This is a genomic window from Herbaspirillum sp. BH-1, assembly GCF_002870055.1.
Classification (GTDB): domain Bacteria; phylum Pseudomonadota; class Gammaproteobacteria; order Burkholderiales; family Burkholderiaceae_D; genus Herbaspirillum; species Herbaspirillum frisingense.
The window spans coordinates 257,981-279,474 of record NZ_PKOI01000001.1; the positions used below are offsets into that span (position 1 = coordinate 257,981).

A 21,494-nucleotide genomic window follows, 5' to 3' on the forward strand; every position below is an offset into this window, starting at 1 on the left:
GTGTTGAAGAGCTGACGGAATCCTGCAGCAACGGTCCGTTCACCAGCCAGACTGTTCCCGTAAAGACGATGCTTGTCCGCCAAGTTGGCGGCAATGGTGTGCTTTTGCGTGTTCATCGGCCGGCGGACCTTGGATGCGTCTTCCGTGTAACCCTAACCTTGAGCAAGAGACTTATGAGCACAGTTCCCCTTACCAAGCGTGGCGCCGAACTTCTGAAGGAAGAATTGCACCGTTTGAAAACCAAAGACCGTCCTGAAGTCATCAATGCGATCGCGGAAGCGCGCGCGCAGGGCGATTTATCCGAAAACGCCGAGTATGAATCGGCCAAGGAGCGCCAGTCCTTCATCGAAGGCCGCATCGCCGACCTGGAAGGCAAGCTGGGCGCGGCCCAGATCGTCGATCCGGCTGAGCTGAACGCAGAAGGCCGCGTGGTCTTCGCCTCCACCGTGGACCTGGAAAACCTGGATAGCGGCGAGAAGGTGACCTACCAGATCGTGGGGCTGGATGAAGCCGACATCAAGGAATCCAAGGTTTCCGTGACTTCGCCCATCGCCCGTGCCCTGATCGGCAAGAGCGCCGGTGACGTGGTGGCCGTGGAAGCCCCGTCGGGTCTGAAGGAATATGAAATCCTGGAAGTGCGCTACGTCTGACGTGGTGTGACGACACCGGCCCCGTGATAGTGCGGGGCGGGTGTCGTAGTAACCGGCTTGATCCGTCTGCGTGAGCTGCCTACCTGAGCTGCCTACCTGAGTTGCCTGCAAGTCCGACGAGCCGGAAATGAAAATGCCCGCATCAGCGGGCATTCTGTTTTGCGGGCCATCCCGAGATGGCCGGTCGGGCGGGATCAGCCCAGCGACTTCTTGGTGCTGCGCTGACGCGGCTTGGCCTTCTTGACCAGGCCACCGGCGGTGACGCGTTCATTGCCCTTGAGCATGACCTTGTTCACCGAAGGACGCTTGGTGGCGTGCGACTTGACGATGGTCACTTCGCGCAGGCCGCCCTTGGCGCCGGCAGCGGCCTTCTTGACATCGTCCTTCTGCGGGCGATACAGCACCAGCAGCTTGCCGATGTGTTGTACCGGCGCGGCCTTGAGCTCGGCGCAGATGGTTTCGTAGATCGCGATGCGGGCTTCGCGGTCGTCGCCGAAGACGCGGACCTTGATGAGGCCGTGGGCGTTCAGGCTCTTGTCGATTTCCTTCATCACGGATTCGGACAGGCCGCTTTCGCCCACCATCACGACGGGGTTCAAGGCATGGGCCTGGGCGCGCAGTTCGCTGCGCTCGGCGGGAGTCAATGTCAACATGGGAATGCAGGTTCGGGACGAGGTCTCGGCGGCGCCAAGTTGTCCCTCAATGAGATAAAACCAGTATTCTACGCGAATGGCAAAGAACAAACTGAACAAAAACTGGTTGCACGACCATATCAACGATCCTTATGTGAAGCTTGCGCAAAAGGAAGGTTATCGTGCGCGCGCCGCCTACAAGCTCAAGGAAATCGACGAGGAAGAGCGCCTGATCAAGCCCGGTCAGGTCATCGTCGACCTCGGATGTACCCCCGGCAGCTGGTGCCAGTACGTGCGCAACAAGCTGGCCGGCGCCGAAGGTGGCGGCATCCATGGCACCATTATCGGCCTGGACATCCTGCCGATGGATCCGATCGCCGACGTCCACTACATCCAGGGCGACTTCCGCGAAGATGAACCGGTGCGCCAGCTGGAAGCGCTGCTGGACGGCCGCAAGGTCGACCTCGTGCTGTCGGACATGGCACCCAACCTGTCGGGCGTGGCCATTGCCGACGCAGCGCGGGTGGAGTACCTGATCGACCTGGCCATCGAATTTGCCCAGTTGCACATGAAACCTGGCGGCTCCTTGCTGGTCAAGTGTTTCAACGGGACCGGCTATAACGAACTGGTGCACAAGTTCCGGGCCGAGTTCAAGACGGTGATGTCCAAGAAGCCCAAGGCCAGCCGCGACAAGTCGTCGGAAATCTTCCTGCTGGGCAAGACCTTGAAGAATCCCCGCATTTGAATTCCGATCACATCGCTCAAACTTGACGCCGATGCGTTCGCTCGTTCAGGTGTTGAGTGCACAATGGACAGGATTTCGGCGCAAATACTGAAGTTTTCTGCCTTGTTTTGCCTGCTTTCAACCCTATATCGACATTTGGAAAACATCCGCTTGTCCCTTCCCGGGCGAGCAGCCTGCAGGCTTCCCCGGTTCAGGATGGCGGAAAATGTGTTGGCTGGATGGTAACGAAGCGACTGTGGTGGCGCGTCTGCATGGCAATTGTGCGTTGCGCGACGGCACGGCAGGGCGGGGCGGACGGCGGTTTTCTATGTAACGGTGGTTGAATCCGGGTAAAATCGGACAATACAAAGGCAACGTGGCGCCCAGGCGTCGGAGGAGTTCCAGTGAACAATATGTTTTCCAAGGCTGCCATATGGGTGGTCATCGCGCTCGTGCTGTTTATGGTATTCAAACAGTTCGACAGCCGCAGCATGGCAACCAACGCCAAGCCTATCGCGTATTCGGACTTCATCTCCGAGGTCAAGGCGGGTCACATCAAGGATGCGACCATCGAGGATCGCAACATCATCGCCACCACCCAGGATGGCACCAAGGTCAAGACCGCGACCACCGTGCTGGATCGCGGCCTGGTCGGTGATCTGCTCAACAATGGCGTGAAGTTCGACGTGCGCCAGCCGGAAGAGCAGTCCTTCCTGTCGCAGATCTTCATTTCGTGGTTCCCGATGCTGCTGCTGATCGGCGTCTGGATCTTCTTCATGCGCCAGATGCAGGGCGGTGGCAAGGGCGGTGCCTTCTCCTTCGGCAAGTCCAAAGCCCGCATGCTGGATGAGAACAGCAACTCCGTCACCTTCGCTGACGTCGCCGGTTGCGACGAGGCCAAGGAAGAAGTGCAGGAGCTGGTCGAGTTCCTGCGCGATCCGACCAAGTTCCAGAAGCTGGGTGGCCGCATTCCCCACGGCGTGCTGATGGTCGGTCCCCCGGGTACCGGTAAGACCCTGCTGGCGCGTGCCATCGCGGGTGAAGCCAAGGTGCCGTTCTTCACCATTTCGGGTTCCGACTTCGTGGAAATGTTCGTCGGCGTGGGTGCGTCCCGCGTACGCGACATGTTCGAAAACGCCAAGAAGCATGCTCCCTGCATCATCTTCATCGACGAAATCGACGCCGTCGGTCGCCATCGCGGTGCCGGCATGGGCGGCGGCAACGACGAACGTGAACAGACCCTGAACCAGATGCTGGTGGAGATGGACGGCTTTGAAGCCAATTCCGGCGTCATCGTGATCGCCGCCACCAACCGTGCCGACGTGCTGGACAAGGCGCTGCTGCGTCCGGGTCGCTTCGACCGCCAGGTGATGGTCGGCCTGCCCGATATCCGTGGTCGCGAACAGATTCTGTACGTCCACATGCGCAAGGTGCCCATCGCTCCGGACGTCAAGGCCGACATCCTGGCCCGTGGTACCCCCGGCTTCTCCGGCGCCGACCTGGCCAACCTGGTCAACGAAGCGGCCCTTTTTGCGGCCCGTCGCAACAAGCGCCTGGTCGAGATGCAGGACTTCGAAGATGCCAAGGACAAGATCGTCATGGGTCCGGAACGCAAGTCGGCCGTGATGCGCGAAGAAGAACGTCGCAACACCGCCTACCACGAGTCCGGCCACGCCGTGGTCGCCAAGCTGCTGCCCAAGGCCGATCCGGTGCACAAGGTCACCATCATGCCGCGTGGTTACGCACTGGGTCTGACCTGGCAGCTGCCGGAACATGACCGCGTGAACATGTACAAGGACAAGATGCTGGAAGAGATCTCGATCCTGTTCGGTGGTCGTATTGCTGAAGAAATCTTCATGCACCAGATGTCCACCGGCGCTTCCAACGACTTCGAGCGTGCCACCAAGCTGGCCCGTGCGATGGTGACCCGTTACGGCATGTCCGTCACCCTGGGTACCATGGTGTATGAAGATTCGGAGCAGGACGCCTACTTCGGCCGCATGTCTTCCAAGACCGTGTCCGAAGCCACCCAGCAAAAGGTGGATGCGGAAATCCGCAGCATCCTGGACGAGCAATATGCGCTGGCCCGTCGCCTGCTGGAAGAGCATCGCGACAAGGTCGACGTCATGGCCAAGGCCCTGCTGGAATGGGAAACCCTGGACGCCGATCAGGTCAACGACATCATGAACGGTGACGAGCCGCGTCCGCCGCGCAACGGTGTGCCGGCCAAGAAGTCGTCCTCGGACAACAACCGCCCCGGCGACGTCACCCCCAACGCCACGGCACCTGCCTGAAGCGTGGTGGAGTCGACGCAGCCAGGCAGTCTGCGGTAAGAGAAAAAGGTGAGGAGCGATCCTCGCCTTTTTTCATTTTGGCCTCCTCGACGCATCGCCTGGTGGCCGCCAAGCCCTGGCAGGTGCGGGCGAAAGAAGCAGGCAGCCGGCATGCGGCGGTGTATCATGCTGCGCCACGCAGTGTTGCGCCGTTTGCGGCGAAAACTGAACACCTGTTCCACCCTGATAGAAGCAAGATGACGCAAGCATTCCTCAAATGCGGCAGGTTCCGCCTGCCGGTACAGCAAGGTCGCCGGCCGCTGGTGATGGGCATCCTCAACGTGACGCCGGATTCGTTCTCCGACGGCGGACGCCACCAGTCGCTGGAAATGGCCCTGAGCCATGCCGAACAGATGATTGCCGATGGCGTGGACATCATCGATATCGGTGGAGAATCCACCCGTCCCGGTATCGCCCCGCTGTCGCTGGAGCAGGAGCTCGAACGCGTCATGCCGGTGATCTACGCGTTGCGCGATTGTGGCAAGCCGCTCTCGCTGGATACCTACAAGCCCGCCGTCATGCGCGAAGCCCTGCTGGCGGAGGTGGACATGATCAACGACATCAACGGTTTTCGCGCCGAAGGGGCCATCGATGCCGTCAAGGACAGCGAGGCCGGCTTGTGCGTGATGCACATGCAGGGCCAGCCGCAGACCATGCAGCAAGCCCCTGTCTACGCTGACGTGGTGGCGGAAGTTGCCCACTTTTTGCAAGGACAGGTGGACCTGATGCGGGCGGCCGGCATCGCGCGCGAACGCATCTGCATCGACCCCGGTTTTGGCTTTGGCAAGACAGTGGAGCATAATCTTGCTTTGCTCAAAAATACCCGCAGCCTGATCGATAAAATTGACCTGCCGCTCTTGGCGGGCATGTCGCGTAAATCCATGGTCGGCGCGGTTGTCGGCAAGCCGCTGGAACGGCGCATGGCCGGCAGTATCGGTGCGGCGCTGGCAGCAGCCCAGCAGGGCGCGATGATCATCCGCGTGCATGACGTGGCCGAAACCGTCGACGCGCTCACCATGTGGCAGGCCGGGCGCCCGGACCATTGACGCCCCGGCGCCGCATGGCCGCCTGCGACAGGCAGCTGCGGCAGTTTCAGGCAGAAATCGGGCGTTGCCCTATTCATGGCATCAAGGGAGACAGGTCGGCCGTTCGGCCGCCTGCAGGAAAGAGTTAGAGGAAACAACATGGCAGCAAAATATTTCGGCACCGACGGCGTGCGTGGTCGCGTCGGCGTGGCCCCCATCACCCCGGACTTCGTCATGCGCCTGGGCTATGCCGCAGGCAAGGTACTGACCAAGGCCAAGGAAGGCGCGGCCCGCCGCACGGTCCTCATTGGCAAGGACACCCGGATTTCCGGCTACATGCTGGAAGCCGCCCTGGAAGCCGGTTTTGCCGCAGCGGGCGTGGATGTCTGGCTGGCCGGACCGATCCCCACCCCGGCCGTGGCCTATTTGACCCGCGCCTTGCGGCTCTCGGCCGGTGTGGTGATATCCGCTTCGCATAATCCGTATCACGACAATGGCATCAAGTTCTTCTCCGCCAGCGGCAACAAGCTGCCGGACGCCGTCGAAGCCGATATCGAGGCGGCCCTGGAGCAGCCCATGGAATGCGTGCCCTCCGAAAAGCTGGGCAAGGCACGTCGTCTCAACGATGCCGCCGGTCGCTACATCGAATTCTGCAAGAGCACCTTCCCCGGTGCCATGGACCTGCGCGGCATGCGCCTGGTGGTCGATTGCGCCCATGGCGCGGCCTACAATATCGCCCCTCACGTGTTCCATGAACTGGGGGCCGAGGTCATCACCATCGGTAACCAGCCCGATGGCCTGAACATCAACGAGGATTGTGGCGCCACCGCGCCCAAGACCCTGGTGGCGTCGGTGCGCGAATACCGCGCCGACCTGGGCATCGCGCTCGACGGCGATGCCGACCGCCTGATCATGGTCGACGACAGCGGCCGCATCTACAACGGCGACGAACTGCTCTACCTGATGGTCAAGGACAGGCTGGCCACCGGCGCGATCGATGGCGCGGTCGGCACGCTCATGACCAACATGGCCCTGGAGGTCGCCTTCAAGAAAATGGGCGTGCCCTTCGCGCGTGCCAAGGTGGGTGACCGCTATGTGCTGGAAGTGTTGCAGGAAAAGGGCTGGCTGCTGGGCGGCGAGGGTTCCGGTCACCTGCTGGCGCTGGACAAGCACACCACCGGCGACGGCATCGTCTCGGCGCTGCAGGTGCTGTCGGCCCTCAAGCGCGCAGGCCAGACCCTGGCGCAGATGACGGCGGACATCAGCATGTATCCACAGTCGCTGATCAACGTGAAGATCCCTGCCGGCTACGACTGGAAATCCAATACCGCCCTGCAGGCGGAAAAGGCGGCCGTGGAAGAGCAGCTCGGCGAGCGTGGACGCGTACTGCTGCGCCCCTCCGGGACCGAGCCCCTGATCCGCGTGATGGTGGAAGCCCAGGAGGCCGAGCTGGCGCGCAGCATGGCGCAGCGTATCGCCGCCAAGGTGCTCTGAGTTCTTCCTGTTTCGGACTGCGGACGATGTCAAAAGAGCTAGCCCAAATCCTCATGGTGGAAGACGAACCCAGCATCGCGGAGCTATTGCGCTTCACGATGCAGGGGGCTGGTTTCGCCACCACCATTGCCACCGACGTGGCCCAGGCCCGCAAGTTCATTGCCGAGGCGCTGCCCCACGTGGTCCTGCTGGACTGGATGTTGCCGGACAGTTCGGGTCTGGTGTTGCTCAGCGAATTGCGCCGCGATCCGCGCACCGCCGCGCTGCCGGTCATCATGCTGACCGCCAAGGGCATGGAAGAAGACAAGGTCAAGGGCTTGAACGAGGGCGCCGATGACTACGTGACCAAGCCCTTTTCACCCAAGGAACTGGTGGCGCGGGTGCAGGCGCTGTTACGCCGCAAGACCCCCGAGATCGGCAGCCAGGTGCTGCGGTATCGCGACATCGGCATCGATGTCGAGCGGCGCGAAGTCTCGGTCGGTGGCCGGCCGGTGACGCTGGACCAGGCCGAATTCAAGCTGCTGCGTTATCTGGTGGCCCACCCGGAACGCATCTTCTCGCGCGCCCAGTTGCTGGACAAGGTGTGGGGTGACCATACCTTCATCGAAGAACGCACGGTGGACGTGCATATCATGCGTCTGCGCAAATCGCTGGGCGATCTCGCGCATTACGTGCAGACGGTGCGTGGCATGGGCTACAAGCTCAGCGGCGAGCAATGATCGCCCTTCAGGTAGTCGGCCTGCGCGGCTGAAGCCGCATCATGAAAAAAGCGATCCACGGATCGCTTTTTTCTTGGCGGCTCCCTCTCGCCAGGCTCAGTCCAGCGGCACGCTGCGATAGCGGTTGACCTCCGAGGCCGACACCCATCCGCCCTGATTACCCCAGCTGTTGAGCACATAGGACAGCACCGCCGCCACCTCGGCATCGCTCAGTTGCGGCCCGAAGGGCGGCATGCCGAAGGGATAGGGATTGCCGGTCGTGGATGGCGGAAAACCGCCATTGAGCACGGTGCGAATCGCATTGAGCGGTTGTGGCCCGGCGATGGCATGGTTGCCCGCCAGCGGCGGATAATCCGGCGCGCTACCCTGGCCCTTGCCGCCATGACAGTCCACGCACAGTGATCCGTAGAGCTTCTGGCCCTGCTTGAGGATGCGTTCGGCCTCCGCCGGCTCCGGGCGCGGTGCGCCGGAGGCGGCCGACTTTTCCGATGAGGGTGCCGGCAGCGTCTTGAGGTAGACGCTGATGGCCGAGATGTCGCTATCGGTCAGATATTGCAGGCTGCGGCCGACGATTTCCGACATGGGTCCCAGCGCCGTACCACGAGGCGACACCCCGGTCTTGAGCAGGGCGGCAATATCGGCCTCGCTCCAGCTTCCCAGCCCCTTTTCACCGCCATGCAGTGGCGGCGCATACCACGCCAGCGCCGGTATCACGCCGCCCTCCAGGGCCAGCGGCGCCAGGCTCGCGCCGAGAGCGTTGCGTGCGCTATGGCAGGCGCTGCAATGGCCGGCGCCCTGGACCAGATAGGCGCCACGGTTCCATTGCGCATCGCGTGCCGGGTCGGGCGTGAAGCTGCCCGGTTTGAAATACAAGGCACGCCACAGCGCCAGCAGCATGCGCTGGTTGTAGGGAAAGCGCAGTGCATGTTCGCGATTGGGCTGATTGACCGGCGGCAGGCTTTGCAGATAGGCGAAGAGGGCATCGCTGTCGTCGCGGCTCATCCGGGCGTAGCTGGTATAGGGGAAGGCCGGATAGAGGAAGCGGCCATCCCGGCCCCGCCCGTGATGCAGCGCGCGCCAGAAATCGTCGCGGCTCCAGTTGCCGATGCCGGTGGACTTGTCCGGCGTGATGTTGCTGGTGTAGAGCGTGCCGAAGGGGCTGGCGATGGCACGTCCGCCGGCATATCCGGCGCCGCCGCGCACGGTGTGGCAGGCCATGCAATTGCCGGCCTGCGCGAGGTATTGGCCCTTGAGCCGCTGCGCCTGCGGATCACTGACCGCAGAGGCCACGCCCGGGTCCTCGCTGCCCAGGCTCTGCCAGGCCACCACGCCAGCCAGGCCCACCAGCGTGCCGGCGGCGCCCAGCAGCAGCCACTTCAGGCCGCGCGTCCAGGGCCGCCTCATGGTGTTGCTCCCATCGTGACGGGCTTCGACACCGCCGGCCCCATGCTGCCGCACTGTGCGGGCAATGGCTTGGGCGGTGCGGCGGCCGGGCGGTAATCCGGTGGAACCGGCTGCGCCGCCAGCCAGCTGCTGGCAGCATTGATGTCTTCCGGGCTCAGGGCGCGGGCGATCTCGCCCATGCAGTCGGGCGCCTTGGCCTTGCGCTCGCCGTTGCGCCAGGCGCCCAGCTGCGCGTTGATGTAATCCTTGGGCAGTCCCAGCAGTCCGGGAATGCCCGGTGCCACCCCGCCCAGGCCATCACCATGGCAGGCGGCGCAGGCGGGCATGCGCTGCGCGGGCTGGCCGGTGGTGACCAGCTGGCGGCCGCGTTCCAGCACCGTTGCGCTGGCCTCGGTGGTGACTGGCGGCGGGTAGGGCGGGTGCTGGGCGGCGAAGAAGATCGCGATCTGCTGGAGATAGTCGTCCGAGAGATTGGCCAGCAGGTAATTCATCATCGGGTAACGACGCTGGCCATCCCGGAAACTCTGCAATTGATGCAGCAGATAGCCTTCCGGCTTGCCGGCGATGCGGGGGTAATAGCCGTCGGCGGTGGCGCGCCCCTCCTTGCCATGGCAGACGGTGCAGGCCGCCATGCGTTCGGCCATGCCCGGAATCGCCCTGGCGTCAGGCGCGGTAGCGGGTGATTGGGCCATGGCCGGTCCACATGCAATCCAGGTCCCCAGTGCGATGGCAGCAATTTTCTTCATATTTGTTATGAGCGGGCGCATCGACCTATTGTAGTGCAAGCCGTCGCGGTGCTTGCGGCTTTGCAAGCCCGGGCGCAGCGGATACAATAGCGGCCTTGCTGCCCCCGTAGCTCAGTGGATAGAGCGATCCCCTCCTAAAGACAATTGGGCAGCGGCTGCCGAAAGGCGCCGCGTGAATGGAGTCAAATTCGGTGAACCCTGACAGCGCCTGGTCGTGACGACCGCGCGGCTGCTGGCAATACCGAGCCAAGCCGGCTTCCGTGAGGACGCCGGAAGGTGTAGAGACTAGACGGCTCCGGTCTAAAGGCCAGTGCATCAATGGCACTGCCCACGATCAAGGTATAGTCCAGACCACAAACAGACTCTGGTGGCGAAAGCCATAGTGGTATGAAGGGATAGGTCACACGTTCGATCCGTGTCGGGGGCACCAGCATAAAAAAAGCGCAGAAGTCATCTTCTGCGCTTTTTCATTTTCTGCCCCATCAGTGTTACATCACCGTGGGGCAGCCTCACTCCGATCCATCATCGGTCAATGGCCCTGGTTGGTGCTGTCCAGGAAGCGGCGCGCATTGTCGCTCTGCGGGCGCGTTCCCGAAGGCGAGGGCGCAGCCCCCGGGGTGCCGGGGGCGCTGCCTGGCACGTTCGGCGCCGGCTGGGCCGTGCCCGGGGCGGCCGGGGTCTGGCTCGGGGTCCAGCCGAAGAAGTTCGAGATCGCATCCACCACCGTCACACCCACATTGGTCACCAGACCGTTGTTGGGAGTGAAGTTGTCGTAGTAGGGCTCGCCATCGATGAAGCGGATGCCATCGGGGGCCGGCTGGTCGAATTGCGGCACGCCCTTCAGGGCCTTGGCCATGTAATCCACCCAGATCGGCAGCGCCAGCTGGGCGCCGAATTCCATGCCACCCAGGCTCTTGGGCTGGTCATACCCCATCCACACCACGGTGGCCAGCGTGCGCTGGTAACCGGCGAACCAGCCATCCACCGCATCGTTGGTGGTACCGGTCTTGCCGGCCAGGTCGGTACGGCCGATGCTGTTGCTGCGTGCGCCGGTGCCGCGCTGGGCCACGGACTTGAGCAGGTTGGTCATCATGTAGCTGTTGCGCTCGGCCACCACCCGTGGTGCGCCGTTGCCGACGATCAGCGGTTCCGCCTTGGACAGCACCTTGCCGCGGGCATCGGTGATCTGCGAGATCAGGTAGGGCTGGATCTTGTAGCCGCCATTGGCGAACACCGAATAGGCCGCCGACAACTGCAACGGATTGGTCTGGCCCGCACCCAGTGCCATGGGCAAATAGGGCGGGACCTTGTCGGCGTCGAAGCCGTAGGTGCCGGTGATGAAGTCCTTGGCGTAAGGCACGCCGATGTAGTCCAGCGTGCGGATGGCCACCAGGTTGACCGACTTCTGCAGGGCCGTGCGCACCGTGATCGGGCCGGCCGGGGTTTCGTCATCCTTGGGTTCCCAGTTCGGCTGGCCGGGGCCGGCAGGGTAGGACACCGGAGCATCATTGACGATGGAGGCGGGCGCAAAACCCTTCTCCAGCGCCGCCGAATAGATGAAGGGCTTGAACGTGGAGCCGGGCTGGCGCCAGGCTTGCGTCACGTGGTTGAAGTTGTTCTGGGTGAAGTCGAAACCGCCCACCAGCGCGCGGATGGCACCGTCCTGCGGCACCACCGACACCAGTGCCGCTTCCACTTGCGGCAACTGCACCACCTGCCAGTTCTGCTTGGCATCCTGCATCACGCGGATCAATGCGCCGGGGCCGATGCGCACGTCCTTCTTGGCCTTTTCCGACAGCGCCGATGCCACGAAACGCAGTGCCTCACCCTTGACGCTGATCTTGTCGCCGTTGCGCAGTACCGCGTCGATCTGCTTGGGGCTGGCAGCCACCACCACGGCGGCCAGGATGTCATCGTTGTCCGGGTGGTCGTCCATCACGTCGTCGATGGCGGAGGCCCGATCCTCCGCGTTCGAGGGCAGCTCGATGGTCTCTTCCGGACCACGGTAGCCATGCCGACGGTCATAGTCCATCACGCCCTTGCGCACGGCCAGGTAGGCGGCCTGCTGGTCGGCGGCATTGACGGTGGTGTAGACGTTGAAGCCCTGGGTATAGGTGTCTTCCTTGTACTGGGCGTACACCATCTGGCGCACCATTTCATTCACATATTCGGCATGTACCGTGTACTGGCTGCCCGGTGCACGCACCTTCAGTTCTTCCTTGGAAGCCTTGTCGTACTGCGCCTGGGTGATGAAGCCCACGTCCAGCATGCGCTGCAGGATGTACTGCTGGCGGATGTGGGCGCGCTTGGGGTTGACGATGGGGTTGTAGGCTGATGGTGCCTTGGGCAGGCCGGCCAGCATGGCGGCTTCGGCCAGGCTGACGTCCTTGAGGTCCTTGCCGAAATAGGTGCGGGCGGCAGCGGCAAAGCCGAAGGCGCGCTGGCCCAGGTAGATCTGGTTCATGTAGACCTCCAGGATCTGGTCCTTGGTCAGGGCATGTTCGATCTTGTTGGCCAGCAGCACTTCATAGAGCTTGCGGGAGAAGGTCTTTTCTTTGGTCAGGAAGACATTGCGCGCCACCTGCATGGTGATGGTGCTGGCCCCCTGCGAGGCGCTGCCGCGCAGCACGTCGGTCACCAGGGCGCGGGCGATGCCGATCCAGTCGATGCCGCCGTGCTCATAGAAGCGATAGTCCTCAATGGCCAGCACGGCGTTCTTCATGTCGGCCGGGATGTCGTCCAGCTTGACCAGGCTGCGCTTTTCTTCACCGAATTCGCCCAGCAAGACCTTGTCTTCGGACCAGATGCGCAGCGGGACCTTGGGCCGGTAATCGGTGATCAGGTCCAGCGAGGGCAGGCGCGGGTTGATGAAGATCAGGGCGTAGACCACCAGCAGCGCGCCGGCGATGCCGAGACCCAGGATGGACAGACCGATGAACTTGGCGATATTGGGATTGAGGAAGCCGCGCTGGCGGCGCAGCGGGTCCGGCAAAGTTGGAAGAGGCATGGGATGAGTGTGAATCGGGATGCGCTATCTTACAGCATCGGGCCACCAGCCCGGCGGACCGGCCGCCGGCAATGCTTTACGAGTTGTAACATCGACCGTTTTCGACGTTGTAATTCGAGAGAATTTTGTTATTTTCCAGAAATACCGTTGCCGTAGTGACAATCGGGGCCGACTACCCGAGGGCCGCTGGCATTTGGTGGCGTCTTTGGGACAGCAGGACGGCGTCAGCGCGCTTAAATCAGCATTTCGTCGGCGCAGTCGGTACAATGCCGCTCTTTCGCCGTTGGTTCTCCTTGGTTCTCTTTTTCAGGCGACTTCGCATCCATCCTGCGCGGCCCAGGCCGTCGCATTCACGCAGATCACGCTACTCACGCTATGGCAGTCATTTCCCTCTCCGACGCACAACTGGCCTTCGGCCACGTCGCGCTCCTCGATCACGCCGAATTCTCGCTGGAGACCGGCGAACGCATTGGCCTGATCGGCCGCAACGGCACCGGCAAGTCTTCGCTCCTGAAGATCATCGCCGGCCGCTCGAAGCTGGACGATGGCCTGCTAGTGATGCAGCAGAACCTGAAGATCGCCTATGTCGACCAGGAGCCGCATTTCCCGGAAGAGATGACGGTGTTCGATGCCGTGGCCTCGGGCCTGGGCGAGCTGCCGGCCCTGCTGGCCGAATATGAAGCCATCACCGGCCAGTTCGGCGGCGACAACGACGATGCCCTGCTGGAGCGCATGCACCAGATCCAGACCGTGCTGGATGCGGCTGACGCCTGGTCCATCGGCAACAAGGTCGAGACCACGCTGGACAAGCTGAACCTGAACCGCGAGGCACGCATCGGCGAACTCTCCGGCGGCATGAAGAAACGCGTGGCCCTGGCCTGCGGCCTGGTGGGCAACCCCGACGTGCTGCTGCTGGACGAGCCGACCAACCACCTGGACTTTGGCTCCATCCTGTGGCTGGAAGGCCTGTTGCGCGACTTCAAGGGCAGCATCCTCTTCATCACCCACGACCGTAGTTTCCTGGACAACGTCTCGACCCGCATCATCGAACTGGATCGCGGCAAGATCCTGTCCTTCCCCGGCAACTTCAGCACCTACCAGGGGCGCAAGGCCGAGCTGCTGGCCAATGAGGAAGTGGAAAATGCCAAGTTCGACAAGTTCCTGGCCCAGGAAGAGGTCTGGATCCGCAAGGGCGTGCAGGCCCGCCGTACCCGCGATGAAGGGCGCGTGCGACGTCTGGAAGCGCTGCGCGTGCAGCGCAGCGAGCGGCGCGACCGGCAGGGGCAGGTCAAGCTGGAAGTGGGCACCGGCGAACGTTCCGGCAAGATCGTGGCGGAACTGGAAAACGTCAACAAGGCCTACGGTCCCAAGACCATCGTGCGCGATTTCAGCACCATCCTCATGCGTGGTGACAAGGTCGGCCTGATCGGCCAGAACGGCGCCGGCAAGACCACGCTGCTCAAGCTGATCCTGGGCGAGGAAGCGCCTGACAGCGGCACCGTCAAGCAGGGGACCAAGATGCAGGTCGCCTATTTCGATCAGATGCGCGCGCAACTGAATGAAGAAACCACGCTGGCTGACACGATTGCCCCGGGCAGCGACTGGGTCGAGGTCAACGGCCAGCGCAAGCACGTGATGACCTATCTGTCGGACTTCCTGTTCGCGCCGGAACGCGCCCGCTCGCCGGTGCGTACGCTCTCCGGTGGTGAACGCAACCGCCTGCTGCTGGCGCGCCTGTTCGCCAAGCCGGCCAATGTGCTGGTGCTGGACGAACCGACCAACGACCTCGACATCGATACCCTGGAACTGCTGGAAGAACTGCTGGAAGAATATCCGGGGACGGTGTTTCTGGTCAGCCACGACCGCATGTTCCTGGACAACGTCGTGACCCAGGTGATCGCCGCCGAGGGCAATGGCGTCTGGCGTGAATACGTGGGGGGCTATTCTGACTGGGAGCGCCAGCGTCCGACCACGCAGGCGGCCTCCAAGGCTGGCGCAAAGGCGGCGGACAAGTCAGCAGACAGTGGCGAGGTCAAGGCCGAATCGACCATGGCGGCACCGGTGGCTGCGCCCGCAGCCAAGAAGAAGCTGAGCTACAAGGAACAGCGTGAGCTGGAAGAACTGCCCAAGCGCATCGCCGCACTGGAAGCGGAGCAGAAGCAGATTTCCGAGAAGCTGGCCGACCCCGACCTCTACAAGAAAAGTGCCGATGACGCCGTCAAGCTGAACCAGCGTTTCGCCGAGATCGACGAAGAACTGCTGGTCAGCCTGGAGCGCTGGGAAGAGATCGAAGGCAAGAAGTAAGCGCCCTCAGCCTGCGCAGGCCGCTCAGTTCGGCTTGCGCAAGGCTTCGCGCAGGTCGGGCAGCATCTCGCGCAGATTGGGCGCGTCCTCGGCATAGGGGCGCAGGGCCAGGTAGGCTTCCAGATCTTCCAGCGCGGCCTGGGCCATGCCCAGATTGGCGAAGGCCAGTCCCCGGTCGCGCTTTTCGGTGACTTCTTCGGGCAGCAGGATCACCAGGCGTTCCTGCACGTCCAGCACCTGTTGCCAGCGCTGGCTTTCCATAAAGATGGCTTTCAGGTTGCGCAGCATGCGCGCCAGGATTTCGCGTGGATGAGCCGCCCGCAGATAGGCCGCCAGGGGCAGCTCGTCGCCGAACTCTTCTTCCGGCTGATGGGCCAGGAAAGGCTCCAGACGCTCTTCCAGTTCTTCCCGCGACAGGCTGGAACCATTCATGGGGTCCAGCACGATTTCACCCGACTGTACCGATAACTTCATCAGGAAGTGGCCAGGGAATGAAACCCCCTTCATGTCCAGCCCGATCTGCTGGGCCAGTTCGATATAGACCACCGCCAGCGAGATCGGGATGCCGCGCCGGGTCGAGATGACGCGGTGGATGTAGCTGTTGTCGGGGTCGTAGTAATTGTTGACGTTGCCGGCGAAGGCCATTTCCTGGAAGAAGAACTGGTTCAGCATGCGCAACTTCTGGATTTGCGATGCATCAGGAGGAAGTCGCTGCCTGAGCTTGAGCGCCAGGGTGTCGAGCGCCATTTCCTCTTCAGCGAAATCCATTTCGGGATAGAAATCCTGTCCCAACGTCAGGGCGGATTCGAACAAGGGAATCGAATCGTCCTGGCGCACCAGCGAAGCAAAATAGTCGAGGGAGGTGAGCGTCATGACACCCATGCTATCAAAATATTGCGCGCTGCGTCAGGTCTGCCTGGAGGGGAGTGAAATTTGTTGTTTCACTCCACCGCTTTCTTTTGCGGAAGCGACAGGAAGGCTGGTTCAGAGGCTCAGCGGCGCGCGATCCGCTTGAATTCGCGCAGCCGGAAACCCATCGCAAACAGCGGTCCGAAGTAGGCAGCCGCACAGACCACCAGTACCAGCATCAGCGCCCCGATGCGCAGCAGCGGGTGGGCGCGCAGGGCGACCCAGTCGAAGTGGCCGGCGATCCACAAGGCCACTCCGGCCATCACCAGCAAGGCCGCGCACAGTCGCACCAGGAACAGGCCCCAGCCCGGTCGCGGCACGTAGATCTGACGCCGGCGCAGGCCGATGAACAGGCACAGCGCGTTGAGACAGGCGCCCAGCCCGATCGACAGCGCCAGGCCGGCATGGGCGAAGATCGGCACAAACAGGCTGTTCATGGCCTGGGTGGCGATGAGCACGCCCACGGCGATGATCACCGGGGTGCGGATATCCTGCTTGGCATAGAAGCCGGGCGCCAGGATCTTGACCAAAATCAGTCCGATCAGGCCCACGCCATAGGCCACCAGCGCGTGGCCGACCATGGTGACGGAAAGCGCATCGAAACGTCCGTAGTGGAACAGGGTGGCGGTCAGCGGTTCGGAGAGCGTGGCCAGTCCTACCGCGGCCGGCATGGCCAGCATGAAGGTCAGCCGCAGGCCCCAGTCCAGCAGGGCCGAGTATTCCTCCATGTCCTGCGCGGCGTGGGCGTTGGACAGGCTGGGCAGCAGGATGGTCCCCAGGGCGACGCCCAGCAGGGCGGTGGGGAATTCCATCAGGCGGTCGGCATAGGTCAACCAGGAGACGCTGCCGTGCTCCAGGCGGGAGGCGATGTTGGTATTGATCATCAGGCTGATCTGCGCGGCCGAGACGGCAAAGACGGCCGGCCCCATTTTCTTCAACACCCGTTTGACGCCCTCGTCGCGCAACCCGAGCATGGGATTCCAGTACAGGCGCGGCAGCATGCCGATCTTCACCAGTGCCGGCACCTGGATGGCCACCTGCAGCACGCCGCCCACCAGCACGGCGAAGGCCATGGCGTAGATGGGCTGCTCCATGAAGGGCGCCACGAACAGCGAGGCCACGATGAAGGCCACGTTGAGCAGCACCGAGGTCACGGCCGGGATCTTGAATTCCTTCCAGGTGTTGAGGATGCCCCCGGCCAGCGCCACGAAGGCCATGAAGCCGATGTAGGGAAACATGATGCGGGTCATCAGCACCGAGGCGTGGAAGGCGTCCGGGTTGTATTGCAGACCGGTGGCGATGAAATAGACCACGAAGGGGGTGGCCACGATGCCGGCCACGCAGGTGATGAGCATCACCCACATCAGGGCGGTGGCGACGTGGTCGATCAGGTGCCTGGTTTCTTCGATGCCGCGGCGGTTCTTGTATTCGGCCAGGATCGGTACGAAGGCCTGCGAGAACGCGCCTTCGGCGAACAGCCGGCGCAGCAGGTTGGGAATGCGGAAGGCGATGTTGAAGGCGTCGGTGTAGGCGGAGGCGCCGAAGGCACGGGCAAACAGGATTTCCCGGACCAGTCCGGTGATGCGTGACAGCATCGTCATGCCGGAAATGGCGGCTAGCGTTTTATGCAAGTTCATGGAGCGGCATTATAGCGGGGGCCTTGCGGCGGCGGCCGCAATCGCGGCCCTGGTTCCGCTGCGTCTGCGGGTCTGGACCGGCGATGCGCAGCGGGTGCAGGTAGAGTCGCCGGGTGGATGGCAGGTTCGATGCTGGATGACAATTTCTTTACGGCAATTCGGCCATCGCTGAACCTGCATGCCGGCCGATGCAGGGCTGTTTACGGCAGTTCAGCGACAGAAGAGGACAAGTTGATTGCCTTGTCGGGTGAATCTGGTTATAATCCGATGCTTTACAGAATTTGGCATCGCGAGTCCTCGGGGTTTGCGGCGCAAACGACTCTCGATTTAGGATAATTTTCATGGCAAATACCGCACAGGCACGTAAGCGTGCTCGTCAAGCAGTCAAGCAAAACGCTCACAACTCGAGCCAGCGCTCGACCCTGCGCACCGCAATCAAGGCAGTTCGCAAGGCCATCGCCGCCGGCGACAAGGCTGCAGCAACCTCCGTGTTCCAATCTTCCGTGTCGACCATCGACAGCATCGCCGACAAGAAGATCATCCACAAGAACAAGGCTGCTCGCCACAAGAGCCGTCTGGCTGCTGCACTGAAGGCCCTGGCTGCTTAATTGCTGCATGGCTTGAGCTGAAGCGCGGTTCACCCGCTTCAGACTGCAGTACAAGAAAACCGCTTGCTTGCAAGCGGTTTTTTGCGTTTTCGGCGCACATTTTGCTGCGCTTCGGGGTATTGATCGGCGTTTTCCCGGCGCTGGATCTAGCCGGTTTCCACTGGCCGGCCTACCCGGAAGCGGCCGGCCAGCAGCCTTGCTTCCAGGAACCGCCCAGCCGGCTTACTGGGGCAGGCCTTCGATCTTGGCGCCGGGCTTGATGTTCTTTTGCTTGAACCAGCCCTTGTTCATCTCCAGCGCATAGACTGCTGCGCGTTTCGCACAATGCGAATCCAGGGTCTGTTCCTTCATTTCCTCGATGTTGATGATGACGCCTTTTTCATCCATGAAGGCCACCGACAGGGGAATCAGCGTATTTTTCATCCACATGCAGACTCCCGCCGGCTGACCGAACAGGAACAGCATGCCTTCGTTGTCGCCCATCTTGTCGCGGAACATCAGGCCTTGCTCGCGCTCGGCTTCGGACTGCGCCACTTCGGCCTTGATCAGGTGGATGCCGATGTTGAGCTGAGTGGTGGGGAACTTGCGGACTGGCGTCTGGGCGCTGGCAGCGGTACTGGCGAGGCAGCCGATGGCCAGTACGGCAGCGGCGGCGAGGCGCAAGAGGGCGGGGCGGAAAAGTGAAGATTGGCGCATGTTCAATATCTATCGTGGGTCAGGTCGGACGAAGAGCAGGCAGCATAGCAGGTGCCGGGCCGGATGCGACAGTGGATGAGCAGGCAGCCGGCAAAAGCGTGCGGGCATGAAAAAAGGCAGGACCAGCCTGCCTTTTCTTGATGCGGACGCTAATTACTTAGCTTCAGCTGCCTTCTTTGCCTTCTTGGCCTTTTTGGCCTTCTTGGCCTTCTTTGCCTTCGGAGCAGCGGCTTCAGCCTTCGGCGCTTCCGGAGCGGCCGGAGCTTGTGCGAAAGCAGCAGTGGCGAACAGACCAGCGATCAGAGCGGCGATCAATTTTTTCATTTTGCGTCCTTCAATTCAACATGTTAGGGATGTGAGGCAAACGATGATTCGTGCGAATCAATGCCAATAACGGCGGGCGCGGATGAAGGTTGACACTGATTTTGATCTTTTTTACGAGGATTGATGAAGAATCATGCACTCTGCCACAATAAAATGTTGTCAGAGTGATCATTGTTTTGGGCCCTGGACCGTTCAGGACGGCTTATCCAGCGCTGCCGGATCGACCTCGCGCCATTCGCCGGGCATCAGGGGATGACTCGCCAGCGAGAATGGCCCGATCGCGATGCGCACCAGGCGCAGCGTCGGCAAGCCGACGGCAGCCGTCATCCGGCGCACCTGGCGGTTCTTGCCTTCGCTGATGGTCAGTGCGATCCAGCTGGTCGGCTGGTTCTGGCGCTGGCGGATCGGTGGTGTGCGCGGCCACAGCCAGGGCGGTTCCTGGATCAGCCGGGCCTGGCTTTGCTGGGTCACGAAATCGCCCAGGTCCAGCGGGTTGCTCAAGCGTTGCAGCGCCTCCGGGCTGGCCTGGCCTTCCACCTGGGCCAGATAGGTCTTGGGCTGCTTGCGCCGGGGATGGGCAATGGCATGTTGCAGCTTGCCGTCGTCGGTGAGCAGGAGCAGGCCCTCGCTGTCGGCGTCCAGCCGGCCGGCGGGATAGACATTGGGAATATCGATGTAGTCGGCCAGGGTCTGGCGTTCGGGGTGGGCCGAGAACTGGCTCATCACCTGGAAAGGTTTGTTGAATAAGATCAGAGGCATGCGCTAGTGTCGCAAAAACATGGCATTCCGTAAAATCCTGATGCTTAATCGACCACGAATGTCCTATATCTTATATAAGACTTTGCGTGCATTCCGGAATTTCCCCGACTCAAACCGTGGAAATCTCTTAAAATTCCCCGCTTGTATGACAATCCAAGCAATGGTGACCTGCTGGTCGCTGGTCCGGATTGCCGCTGATGCCTTCTATCCCTTCTATCGCCACCGCCTCAACCGTCGGAGACCACGATGTCGTACCAACATATCCAAGTGCCTGCTGAAGGGCGCAAGATCACCGCCAACGCCGATGACACCCTCAATGTCCCCAATAACCCCATCATCCCCTTCATCATGGGCGATGGCGTGGGCGTGGATGTGACGCCGGTGATGCTCAAGGTGGTCGATGCCGCCGTGGAAAAGGCCTACGGTGGCGCGCGCAAGATCCACTGGATGGAAATCTACGCCGGCGAAAAGTCGACCCGGCTGTATGGTCCCGATGTCTGGCTGCCGGATGAGACCCTGGATGTGCTCAAGGAATACCTGGTCTCGATCAAGGGACCCCTGTCTACGCCGGTCGGCGGCGGTATCCGCTCGCTCAACGTGACCATGCGTCAGCAGCTGGACCTGTATGTCTGCCTGCGCCCGGTGCGTTACTTCAAGGGCGTGCCTTCGCCGCTGCGCGAGCCGGAGAAGACCGACATGGTGATCTTCCGCGAGAACTCCGAGGATATCTACGCCGGCATCGAATGGCAGGCCGGCACGCCCGAAGTGAAGAAACTGATCGACCTGCTGACCCGCGAGATGGGCGTCAAGAAGCTGCGCTTCCCGGAGACCTCTGCGCTGGGCATCAAGCCGGTCTCGCGCGAAGGTACCGAGCGCCTGGTGCGCAAGGCGATCCAGTACGCCATCGATCACGACAAGCCCTCGGTCACCCTCGTCCACAAGGGCAATATCATGAAATACACCGAAGGGGCCTTCCGTGACTGGGGCTATGCCCTGGCGGGCCGCGAATTCGGTGCCGAGCTGATCGACGATGGCCCGTGGATGCGCCTGAAGAATCCCAAGACCGGTCGCCAGATCGTGATCAAGGATGCGATCACCGATGCCTTCTTCCAGCAGGTGCTGATGCGCCCGGCGGAATACAGCGTCATTGCCACCATGAACCTGAACGGGGACTACATCTCCGACGCCGTGGCGGCCCAGGTCGGCGGCATCGGCATCGCGCCGGGTGCCAACATGTCCGACTCCGTGGCCGTGTTCGAAGCCACCCACGGGACCGCGCCCAAGTACGCCGGCAAGGACTACGTGAACCCCGGCTCCAGCATTCTCTCGGCAGAAATGATGCTGCGCCACATGGGCTGGATCGAAGCGGCCGAACTGATCGTGACCGCGATGCAGAAATCGGTCTCTGCCAAGCGCGTGACCTATGATTTCGCCCGTCTGCTGGAAGGCGCGACCCAGGTTTCGTGCTCCGGCTTCGGCGAAGCCATGATCGAAAACATGTAAGGCCGTCAGACTGCTTCCGG

General features: G+C 62.2%; 18 protein-coding genes. 9 read left to right on the forward strand and 9 right to left on the reverse strand.

Annotation, left to right across the window (positions count from 1 at the left end; translation table 11 throughout):
- Positions 1-173 precede the first annotated feature (173 nt).
- Positions 174-650, forward strand: coding sequence for a transcription elongation factor GreA (gene greA / locus HBH1_RS01195; protein ID WP_102661271.1), 477 nt, complete (start codon positions 174-176; stop codon positions 648-650).
- A 194-nt stretch (positions 651-844) separates the two neighbouring features.
- Here greA and yhbY read toward each other — a convergent pair whose 3' ends face one another.
- Positions 845-1,303, reverse strand: coding sequence for a ribosome assembly RNA-binding protein YhbY (gene yhbY / locus HBH1_RS01200; RefSeq protein WP_102661272.1), 459 nt, complete (start codon positions 1,301-1,303; stop codon positions 845-847).
- A 76-nt stretch (positions 1,304-1,379) separates the two neighbouring features.
- On the opposite strand from yhbY, the gene HBH1_RS01205 reads away from it, so the two are divergent.
- From HBH1_RS01205 to HBH1_RS01225, 5 genes are all read left to right on the forward strand, one after another.
- Positions 1,380-2,027 (forward strand): RlmE family RNA methyltransferase, encoded by a 648-nt coding sequence (locus HBH1_RS01205; RefSeq protein WP_102661273.1) that lies wholly within the window; start codon positions 1,380-1,382, stop codon positions 2,025-2,027.
- A gap of 383 nt (positions 2,028-2,410) precedes the next feature.
- Positions 2,411-4,300 carry an ATP-dependent zinc metalloprotease FtsH gene (ftsH, locus tag HBH1_RS01210; RefSeq protein WP_039875206.1) on the forward strand — a complete coding sequence of 630 codons (1,890 nt, stop codon included), beginning with the start codon at positions 2,411-2,413 and terminating at the stop codon, positions 4,298-4,300.
- Between the two features lie 236 nt (positions 4,301-4,536).
- Positions 4,537-5,385 (forward strand): dihydropteroate synthase, encoded by an 849-nt coding sequence (folP, locus tag HBH1_RS01215; protein ID WP_102661274.1) that lies wholly within the window; start codon positions 4,537-4,539, stop codon positions 5,383-5,385.
- Positions 5,386-5,523: 138 nt separating this feature from the next.
- The gene (glmM, locus tag HBH1_RS01220) at positions 5,524-6,858 is read left to right on the forward strand and encodes a phosphoglucosamine mutase (RefSeq protein ID WP_006463183.1); all 1,335 of its coding nucleotides are present in this window, start codon (positions 5,524-5,526) and stop codon (positions 6,856-6,858) included.
- 26 nt (positions 6,859-6,884) lie between these two features.
- The gene (locus tag HBH1_RS01225; protein WP_102661275.1) at positions 6,885-7,577 is read left to right on the forward strand and encodes a winged helix-turn-helix domain-containing protein; all 693 of its coding nucleotides are present in this window, start codon (positions 6,885-6,887) and stop codon (positions 7,575-7,577) included.
- A 96-nt stretch (positions 7,578-7,673) separates the two neighbouring features.
- Here the strand turns inward: HBH1_RS01225 and HBH1_RS01230 are convergent, their stop codons facing one another.
- The 3 genes from HBH1_RS01230 to HBH1_RS01240 all read right to left on the reverse strand — a co-directional run bounded on the left by HBH1_RS01230 (position 7,674) and on the right by HBH1_RS01240 (position 12,734).
- Positions 7,674-8,981 (reverse strand): c-type cytochrome, encoded by a 1,308-nt coding sequence (locus HBH1_RS01230; RefSeq protein ID WP_102661276.1) that lies wholly within the window; start codon positions 8,979-8,981, stop codon positions 7,674-7,676.
- A complete protein-coding gene (locus HBH1_RS01235) occupies positions 8,978-9,673 on the reverse strand; it encodes a c-type cytochrome (protein WP_233207485.1) in 696 nt (231 codons plus the stop codon). Before HBH1_RS01235 ends, HBH1_RS01230 begins: the two co-directional genes overlap by 4 nt.
- A 583-nt stretch (positions 9,674-10,256) precedes the next feature.
- A complete protein-coding gene (locus HBH1_RS01240; RefSeq protein WP_102661278.1) occupies positions 10,257-12,734 on the reverse strand; it encodes a penicillin-binding protein 1A in 2,478 nt (825 codons plus the stop codon).
- A 375-nt stretch (positions 12,735-13,109) separates the two neighbouring features.
- Here HBH1_RS01240 and HBH1_RS01245 point away from each other — a divergent pair, with 375 nt between their 5' ends.
- On the forward strand, positions 13,110-15,038 hold the full coding sequence (locus tag HBH1_RS01245; protein WP_102661279.1) for an ATP-binding cassette domain-containing protein: 1,929 nt from the start codon (positions 13,110-13,112) through the stop codon (positions 15,036-15,038).
- Between the two features lie 24 nt (positions 15,039-15,062).
- On the opposite strand, the gene HBH1_RS01250 is transcribed toward HBH1_RS01245, so the two are convergent.
- Both HBH1_RS01250 and murJ read right to left on the reverse strand, forming a co-directional pair.
- Positions 15,063-15,911, reverse strand: a complete 849-nt coding sequence (locus HBH1_RS01250) for a SirB1 family protein (RefSeq protein WP_006463177.1) — start codon at positions 15,909-15,911, stop codon at positions 15,063-15,065.
- A 119-nt stretch (positions 15,912-16,030) separates the two neighbouring features.
- Positions 16,031-17,584, reverse strand: a complete 1,554-nt coding sequence (murJ, locus tag HBH1_RS01255) for a murein biosynthesis integral membrane protein MurJ (protein ID WP_006463176.1) — start codon at positions 17,582-17,584, stop codon at positions 16,031-16,033.
- Between the two features lie 341 nt (positions 17,585-17,925).
- On the opposite strand from murJ, the gene rpsT reads away from it, so the two are divergent.
- On the forward strand, positions 17,926-18,192 hold the full coding sequence (rpsT, locus tag HBH1_RS01260; protein WP_006463174.1) for a 30S ribosomal protein S20: 267 nt from the start codon (positions 17,926-17,928) through the stop codon (positions 18,190-18,192).
- A gap of 222 nt (positions 18,193-18,414) precedes the next feature.
- Here the strand turns inward: rpsT and HBH1_RS01265 are convergent, their stop codons facing one another.
- The 3 genes from HBH1_RS01265 to HBH1_RS01270 all read right to left on the reverse strand — a co-directional run bounded on the left by HBH1_RS01265 (position 18,415) and on the right by HBH1_RS01270 (position 19,971).
- A complete protein-coding gene (locus HBH1_RS01265; protein ID WP_102661280.1) occupies positions 18,415-18,888 on the reverse strand; it encodes a DUF192 domain-containing protein in 474 nt (157 codons plus the stop codon).
- A 153-nt stretch (positions 18,889-19,041) separates the two neighbouring features.
- A complete protein-coding gene (locus HBH1_RS25175) occupies positions 19,042-19,212 on the reverse strand; it encodes a hypothetical protein (RefSeq protein ID WP_006463172.1) in 171 nt (56 codons plus the stop codon).
- A gap of 192 nt (positions 19,213-19,404) precedes the next feature.
- Complete coding sequence (locus HBH1_RS01270; protein WP_102661281.1) at positions 19,405-19,971, reverse strand: pseudouridine synthase; 567 nt, start codon at positions 19,969-19,971, stop codon at positions 19,405-19,407.
- A gap of 246 nt (positions 19,972-20,217) precedes the next feature.
- Here HBH1_RS01270 and icd point away from each other — a divergent pair, with 246 nt between their 5' ends.
- Positions 20,218-21,474 carry an NADP-dependent isocitrate dehydrogenase gene (gene icd / locus HBH1_RS01275; RefSeq protein WP_102661282.1) on the forward strand — a complete coding sequence of 419 codons (1,257 nt, stop codon included), beginning with the start codon at positions 20,218-20,220 and terminating at the stop codon, positions 21,472-21,474.
- The last annotated feature ends 20 nt before the right edge of the window (positions 21,475-21,494 follow it).

Coding starts and splice junctions, on each gene's coding strand:
- folP (WP_102661274.1), top strand. CDS start 4,537: ATGACGCAAGCATTCCTCAAATGCGGCAGGTTCCGCCTGCCGGTACAG.
- HBH1_RS01205 (WP_102661273.1), top strand. CDS start 1,380: ATGGCAAAGAACAAACTGAACAAAAACTGGTTGCACGACCATATCAAC.
- greA (WP_102661271.1), top strand. CDS start 174: ATGAGCACAGTTCCCCTTACCAAGCGTGGCGCCGAACTTCTGAAGGAA.
- HBH1_RS01250 (WP_006463177.1), bottom strand. CDS start 15,911: ATGACGCTCACCTCCCTCGACTATTTTGCTTCGCTGGTGCGCCAGGAC.
- HBH1_RS01225 (WP_102661275.1), top strand. CDS start 6,885: ATGTCAAAAGAGCTAGCCCAAATCCTCATGGTGGAAGACGAACCCAGC.
- murJ (WP_006463176.1), bottom strand. CDS start 17,584: ATGAACTTGCATAAAACGCTAGCCGCCATTTCCGGCATGACGATGCTG.
- yhbY (WP_102661272.1), bottom strand. CDS start 1,303: ATGTTGACATTGACTCCCGCCGAGCGCAGCGAACTGCGCGCCCAGGCC.
- HBH1_RS01270 (WP_102661281.1), bottom strand. CDS start 19,971: ATGCCTCTGATCTTATTCAACAAACCTTTCCAGGTGATGAGCCAGTTC.
- HBH1_RS01240 (WP_102661278.1), bottom strand. CDS start 12,734: ATGCCTCTTCCAACTTTGCCGGACCCGCTGCGCCGCCAGCGCGGCTTC.
- rpsT (WP_006463174.1), top strand. CDS start 17,926: ATGGCAAATACCGCACAGGCACGTAAGCGTGCTCGTCAAGCAGTCAAG.
- HBH1_RS01230 (WP_102661276.1), bottom strand. CDS start 8,981: ATGAGGCGGCCCTGGACGCGCGGCCTGAAGTGGCTGCTGCTGGGCGCC.
- HBH1_RS01235 (WP_233207485.1), bottom strand. CDS start 9,673: ATGGCCCAATCACCCGCTACCGCGCCTGACGCCAGGGCGATTCCGGGC.
- glmM (WP_006463183.1), top strand. CDS start 5,524: ATGGCAGCAAAATATTTCGGCACCGACGGCGTGCGTGGTCGCGTCGGC.
- icd (WP_102661282.1), top strand. CDS start 20,218: ATGTCGTACCAACATATCCAAGTGCCTGCTGAAGGGCGCAAGATCACC.
- HBH1_RS25175 (WP_006463172.1), bottom strand. CDS start 19,212: ATGAAAAAATTGATCGCCGCTCTGATCGCTGGTCTGTTCGCCACTGCT.
- HBH1_RS01245 (WP_102661279.1), top strand. CDS start 13,110: ATGGCAGTCATTTCCCTCTCCGACGCACAACTGGCCTTCGGCCACGTC.
- HBH1_RS01265 (WP_102661280.1), bottom strand. CDS start 18,888: ATGCGCCAATCTTCACTTTTCCGCCCCGCCCTCTTGCGCCTCGCCGCC.